This is a genomic window from Geobacillus sp. WSUCF-018B (genome assembly GCF_002809985.1).
Classification (GTDB): Bacteria; Bacillota; Bacilli; order Bacillales; family Anoxybacillaceae; genus Geobacillus; species Geobacillus thermophilus.
Map to the genome: position 1 here is coordinate 1 of NZ_PIJF01000085.1, position 5,908 is coordinate 5,908.

Sequence of the window (5,908 nt, forward strand, 5' to 3'; positions counted from 1 at the left end):
CAGAGTCGGAATTTTGTTCCGTTTGGTAAAATATACAAAAACCAGAGAGGGCTGACTCCAAAAGTCCGCTTTTTGGCGGACTTTTGGGTCAGCCCCTTCTTTTTTTATCTCTTTTTCCCGATCACGAATCCATTCATCATGAACAAACGAGGCGCATATTCATATTATGGGCCCATCATCGCTGCAGAACAAGATCGGCGCTAGAGCTGAGGCCGCCTCCGAAGATTGTAGGCATCCATCCTCGCGCCTAGATACACGCTGGAAGGATGCCCAAATGCCTCTTGTCCCTTTGGCATCAAGGGATGAGAGGCATTTTGTTTACTTAGTCACTGTCGAACTCGGTATACAATGCAAGGTAAAAACGCGGTGCAAAATTCGTGCAAAATTTTTTCGTATTCTATCGTTTTTTGGGGATTCCCAAAAAATGAAAAACGACTGCAAATGCAGTCGTATCAAGGGTTTCACAGTTTCTCGTCCGAACCGTTCGGATATCGGAAATGGAGACGGTGGGAGTCGAACCCACGTCCAGAGGCATCGCCACTTAAGCATCTACGAGCGTAGTCGGTATATTTCGCTTCGCCGTCCGTTCCGCCTACCGACAGGCCTCCCGGCGGCTAGCCTGGTTCGTCTCTTCCCTCATCCTCAGGCGGCGGATTTGGGCGTAGCCCGCTTCATATGAGCCCCTCGAACGCCACGCGGGCGATGGCGGGAGGAGCTAGCTGCAGCAATTAGGCAGCTAAAGCGTAGTTTTGTTTGCCAGTTATCTTTAGGTGACGTTTTTACGAGGACGTCCCCCTCGGCTCGCCGCTTAAGCTCGACCTACCCCTGTCGAATCCGGATCGTCCCCGCGGTGCGAAGAGATCGGAACAGCTTAAGCATCGGATAACTGGCTGTTGCACTTTTTATTATACCATGACGCGGTGCATTTTCAATGGGAATGTTTTCAATCTCGCCAAAAAACAGGCTCTTCTCCGAATGTTGTGCCGGATGATTGAGAACACGGCTTCTTGGCACTTGCCAAGAAAAATCAGCCCATCCCATTTTCCGTACACGGCGACGCAAGAAATGCCCCCGCTTGCCGCGATGAACCAAACATCCCTCCGCCGTTCCCAAACCGGCAATGCCCGCCAAAAGCCCGATGTTTCAGGCTCCCGCCCTCGACAAATGCCCGCTCGGCGGCTTGCCTCTCTACAGCTTTTGCCGCTCGCGGAACGCCCGCTCGATTTCGCGCTGCGCTTCTTTCCGCTTCATGTCTTCCCGTTTGTCGTATTTTTTCTTCCCTTTGGCCACTCCAAGCTCCACTTTGGCAAAGCCATTTTTAATATACAATTTCAGCGGCACGAGCGTATACCCTTGCTCTTTCGTATAGCCGATCAGCTTGTTGATTTCGCGCCGGTGCAGCAAAAGCTTTCTCGTCCGCAGCGGGTCGTGGTTGTAGCGGTTGCCTTGTTCGTACGGGCTGATATGCATGTTATGGAGAAACACTTCCCCTTTTTCCACTTTGGCGAACGAATCTTTCAAGTTCACCCGGCCGTTGCGGATCGATTTGATCTCCGTCCCTTGCAAAACGAGGCCGGCTTCATACGTTTCTTCGATGAAATAGTCGTGGTGCGCTTTTTTGTTTTGGGCGATCACTTTTCCTTCGCCTTTCGGCATCCGTTTTCCCCCTCCTCATCGGCGTTTCTTATTTTACCAAAAACGAAAAGGAAGGAAAAGCCGCCCGTTCGGCTTTTCCTCACCGTTTTTTCTTTTTCTTCTTTTTTGCTTTCGCGGCGCGGCCCGCACCGGTTTTTCCTTTTGCCTCTGCTTTCGGCTTGCCGTTCTTTTGTTTTTTTCCTTCAATAACGACCGGCGCGGCTTTTGCCTTCGGCGGGCGGCGTCCTTTCATGCCGACGACTTCAAAATCGACGATCCGTTCGTCTTTGTTGACGTTGATGACACGGACGGTGATTTCATCGCCGATGCGGTACATTTTTCCCGTCCGCTCGCCGATCATCGCATAACTGCGCTCGTCATAGCGGTAGTAGTCGTCGGTTAAGTAGCTGACGTGCACCAGGCCTTCGATCGTGTTTGGCAGCTCAACGAACAAGCCGAAGTTCGTCACCGAGCTGATGATGCCGTCAAATTCCATGCCGATTTTGTCTTCCATAAACTCGGTTTTCTTCAGATCGTCCGTCTCCCGCTCGGCCTCGACGGCGCGCCGCTCCATGTTGGATGCATGCTCGGCAATCTCCGGCAGCTTTTCCGCCCATTTTCGCTGCGTCTCCGGATCCATCTGCCCGTTGATCAAGTAGGTCCGGATGAGCCGGTGGACGATCAAGTCCGGATAGCGGCGGATCGGCGACGTAAAATGGGTGTAAAACTCAGTCGACAGCCCATAATGGCCGAGGCTCTCGGCGTCATAGCGCGCTTGCTTCATCGACCGAAGCATGACGGTGGAGATCACCATTTCTTCCGGCTCGCCGCGCACCGCTTCGAGAATTTGTTGGAGGGCGCGCGGGTGGATTTGGTTGCCCGTTCCTTTCACGACATAGCCGAAGTTCGTGATGAACTCCAAGAAACGTTGCAGTTTTTCCGGCTTTGGATCCTCATGGACGCGGTACATAAACGGTACGTTCAGCCAATGGAAATGCTCAGCGACCGTTTCGTTCGCCGCCAACATAAACTCTTCAATCAACCGCTCGGCGACCGACCGCTCGCGCAAGACGACATCGTACGGCTTGCCGTTTTCATCGACGAGCACTTTCGCTTCTTTGAAATCAAAATCGATCGCCCCGCGCTTCATCCGCTTCGTGCGCAAAATGTCGGCGAGCTCAGCCATCAGCTCAAACATCGGCACAAGCGGCGCGTATTTTTCCCGCAAGGCTTCGTCTTTGTCCACCAAAATTTTATTGACATCGGAATACGTCATCCGCTCTGTCGTGCGGATGACGCTTTGGAAAATGTCATGGCGGACGACTTCGCCTTGCGGGGTGATCTCCATCTCGCACGACAGCGTCAGCCGGTCGACTTTCGGGTTGAGCGAACAAATGCCGTTCGACAGCCGGTGCGGAATCATCGGGATGACGCGGTCGACCAAATAGACGCTCGTGCCGCGCTCATACGCCTCGCGGTCGATCGGCGAGCCTTCTTCGACGTAATGGCTCACGTCGGCGATGTGGACGCCGAGCTTATAGTTGCCGTTTTCCAGCTTCGTCACCGTCACCGCATCGTCTAAGTCTTTCGCATCCTCGCCGTCAATGGTGACGATCATCTCGCCGCGCAAATCGCGCCGCCCTTCCAAATCTTGCTCGGTAATCACATCGGGCACACGGTTCGCATGCTCGATCACGTCATCGGGAAATTGAAGCGGCAGCCCATGCTTATAGATGATCGACAAAATGTCGACGCCCGGGTCGTTTTTATGGCCGAGAATTCGGACGACTTCCCCTTCAGCGCTCATCCGTCCTTCTGGATACGAGGTGAGCCGGACGACGACTTTATGCCCTTCGACCGCACCGTTCGCGGCGTGTTTCGGAATGAAAATGTCGTTGACGATCCGCTTGTCATCCGGGATGACAAAGCCGAAATATTTGCTTTCGGTGTACGTGCCGACGACTTCTTTCACCCCGCGCTCCACAATGCGGACGATCGTCCCTTCACGGCGCGCCCCCGATGAATCGGCCTGGACGCGCACAAGCACGGTGTCGCCATGCATCGCGTTTTTCAATTCGGACGGCGGGATGAAAATATCATCCAGTCCCGGCTCCTCCGGTGTGACAAACGCGAATCCTTTCGGGTGGCCAATCACCTTGCCGCGCACGAGATTCATCCGCTCGGGCACGCCGTAGCGGTTGCTGCGCGTCCGGACGATGAGTCCTTCCTCTTCCAGGGCGACAAGCGTTTTGACAAACTCCTTGAATCCATCGGCATCCTCGATGCCAAACGCTTCTTCCAACTCTTCGACCGTCAGCGGCTTATACGCCTCATCGCGCATAAACGTTAAGATGCGTTCGGCCAACACATGATCCATTGTCCATCCCCTCCTTTCTCCATTACCAATCTAACGATTCAAGAAATGCATAAATATCTTCATGCAGCTGATCTTTTTCTTGATCAAGCGTAATCACATGGCCTGATTGCTCATACCACTTGATTTGTTTGACCGGCGATTCAATTTCGTTATAAATGATGTTCGCGCTGTCCGGGTTGATCATCTCATCATGGCGCGCCTGCACAACAAACGTCGGGGCATAAATCAAATCAAGATGGTCACGCACATCGGCGATCAGCTCCTGCAGCGCCTTTAACGTCTTCATCGGCGTCTGCTTGAACTTCTCCATCTCCTGTTCGATCTGCTCCTCTGATTTTCCTTCCCGCTTTTTATACTCGCGCGCATACTCGAGCACGCCTTCGTACATCGTTTCCTCGCTTTTGATGTACATCGGCGCGCACATCGTCACAATGCCCTCTATAGGTACAGTGTAACCTAATTTCAATGAAAATACGCCTCCAAGCGACAGTCCGGCGACGGCGATTTTTTCGTAGCCCTTGTTTTTCAAAAACTCGTAGCCGTTCATGACATCTTGCCACCAGTCATCCGGCCCGGTGTGGACGAGCTCCTCAGGCGGCACGCCGTGTCCTTTGTAAATCGGCGCATGGCACGTATAGCCTTTGGATTCTAAAAAACGCCCGAGCATCCGAACATCAGCGGAATTGCCGGTAAACCCATGCAACAGCAGCACCGCCCGCTCCCCGGCTTCAAAGAAAAACGGCTTCGGCGGAACAATTTTCATCATAGGTTCTCCTTCCTCTCTGGTGTGAAATAGAAAGGGCAGCCCTTCATTCTATGGACCGCCCCCGTTTTTTGCTTATGATGGTTGGACATAAACAACAAGAATCGCCAACACAAAGAACAAAACGGCCAACACAACCGTCACGCGCTGAAACACCGCATCGAGCCCGCGTGCTTTCTGCTTCCCGAACAATTGCTCAGCGCCGCCGGTGATCGCCCCCGACAGCCCTGCGCTTCGGCCTGACTGCAACAACACAATCGCAATCAGCGCAATCGATACAATGACAAGCAACGTCACAAGCAAGGCATGCATGCCTGACACCTCCAACGACCGACATTGCAATAATTTCACTATACCATAGATCGCCGTTGGCGGCAACTGGCGGGCCTGTCTCAACACGACGAAAGCCCCCTCATTCCTTTTTTGGTGAAACATGTAATCATTTTGAATCATTTTGTATATACTGTGTAGATACATTTAGGAACGGAGATGATACAATGAATTCAAAACAAAACAACAGCGTAAAAAAGAAAGGAGAGAATGTGATGTCTACTGTCATCGTGCAAAAGTGGGGGAACAGTTTGGGCATCCGCATCCCAAAAGACGCGGCTGACCAAATCGGGATTCAACAAGGTTCTGAAATGGAATTACATGTCATTGAAAACGAAGGAATCATCACATTAAAGCCGAAAAGAGCACGGAAGAAATACACATTGGAAGAGCTACTCTCACAAATTACCCCTGAAAATCGACATAAGGAGATCGATTTTGGGGTAGAAGGGCGTGAGTGGATCTAATGGCCGCAGACGCGCCGGAAAGAGGAGATTTCGTTGTGTTGAACTTCCATCCACAAGCTGGCCATGAACAAGCAGGAAGAAGAATTGCTCTTGTTTTATCTCCACAAAAATTCAATCAAGCAACAGGATTTGCAGTTGTTTGTCCCATCACCAATCAGAAGAAAGGCTATCCGTTTGAAGTGGATTTGCCAAAAGAAGGAATACTCCTTGAAGGCGGCGCTCCCATTACAGGGGTCATTTTATCTTAATTAGGCGAGAAGACTCCCACTTCAACGAAGCGAAGCGGAGTAAGTGGGAGATGAATCGCCTTAACTATATTTTGCTGAAAATAGGATA

At 51.8% G+C, this 5,908-nt stretch carries 6 protein-coding genes, 1 other RNA gene and 1 pseudogene; 3 read left to right on the forward strand and 5 right to left on the reverse strand.

Features of this window, described 5'->3' with window-relative positions:
- Positions 1–204, forward strand: a 204-nt coding sequence (locus CV944_RS17760) for a hypothetical protein (RefSeq protein WP_233205110.1), incomplete at its 5' end; no start/stop codon positions are given.
- A 291-nt stretch (positions 205–495) separates the two neighbouring features.
- On the opposite strand, the gene ssrA is transcribed toward CV944_RS17760, so the two are convergent.
- The 5 genes from ssrA to secG form a co-directional block, all read right to left on the reverse strand.
- Positions 496–847: a transfer-messenger RNA gene (ssrA, locus tag CV944_RS16095) on the reverse strand.
- A gap of 341 nt (positions 848–1,188) precedes the next feature.
- Positions 1,189–1,656, reverse strand: coding sequence for an SsrA-binding protein SmpB (gene smpB, locus CV944_RS16100; protein WP_013144268.1), 468 nt, complete (start codon positions 1,654–1,656; stop codon positions 1,189–1,191).
- Positions 1,657–1,735: 79 nt separating this feature from the next.
- Positions 1,736–4,012, reverse strand: a complete 2,277-nt coding sequence (rnr, locus tag CV944_RS16105; RefSeq protein ID WP_044743777.1) for a ribonuclease R — start codon at positions 4,010–4,012, stop codon at positions 1,736–1,738.
- Positions 4,013–4,034: 22 nt separating this feature from the next.
- The gene (gene estA, locus CV944_RS16110) at positions 4,035–4,775 is read right to left on the reverse strand and encodes a carboxylesterase (protein WP_033008930.1); all 741 of its coding nucleotides are present in this window, start codon (positions 4,773–4,775) and stop codon (positions 4,035–4,037) included.
- Between the two features lie 75 nt (positions 4,776–4,850).
- Entirely contained in the window at positions 4,851–5,087 is a 237-nt protein-coding gene (gene secG / locus CV944_RS16115) for a preprotein translocase subunit SecG (protein WP_094239185.1), read from the reverse strand.
- Positions 5,088–5,272: 185 nt separating this feature from the next.
- Here secG and CV944_RS16120 point away from each other — a divergent pair, with 185 nt between their 5' ends.
- Together CV944_RS16120 and CV944_RS16125 are read left to right on the forward strand one after the other, a co-directional pair.
- Complete coding sequence (locus tag CV944_RS16120; protein ID WP_044743778.1) at positions 5,273–5,572, forward strand: AbrB/MazE/SpoVT family DNA-binding domain-containing protein; 300 nt, start codon at positions 5,273–5,275, stop codon at positions 5,570–5,572.
- Positions 5,572–5,817 (forward strand): annotated as a pseudogene (locus tag CV944_RS16125) (type II toxin-antitoxin system PemK/MazF family toxin); the annotation flags it as partial. The gene CV944_RS16120 and the pseudogene CV944_RS16125, both read left to right, overlap by 1 nt.
- Between the last annotated feature and the right edge of the window lie 91 nt (positions 5,818–5,908).

What these genes read in the sequence shown, in the direction of transcription:
- smpB (WP_013144268.1), bottom strand. Translation starts at nt 1,656, where the DNA reads ATGCCGAAAGGCGAAGGAAAAGTGATCGCCCAAAACAAAAAAGCGCAC.
- rnr (WP_044743777.1), bottom strand. Translation starts at nt 4,012, where the DNA reads ATGGATCATGTGTTGGCCGAACGCATCTTAACGTTTATGCGCGATGAG.
- estA (WP_033008930.1), bottom strand. Translation starts at nt 4,775, where the DNA reads ATGAAAATTGTTCCGCCGAAGCCGTTTTTCTTTGAAGCCGGGGAGCGG.
- secG (WP_094239185.1), bottom strand. Translation starts at nt 5,087, where the DNA reads ATGCATGCCTTGCTTGTGACGTTGCTTGTCATTGTATCGATTGCGCTG.
- CV944_RS16120 (WP_044743778.1), top strand. Translation starts at nt 5,273, where the DNA reads ATGAATTCAAAACAAAACAACAGCGTAAAAAAGAAAGGAGAGAATGTG.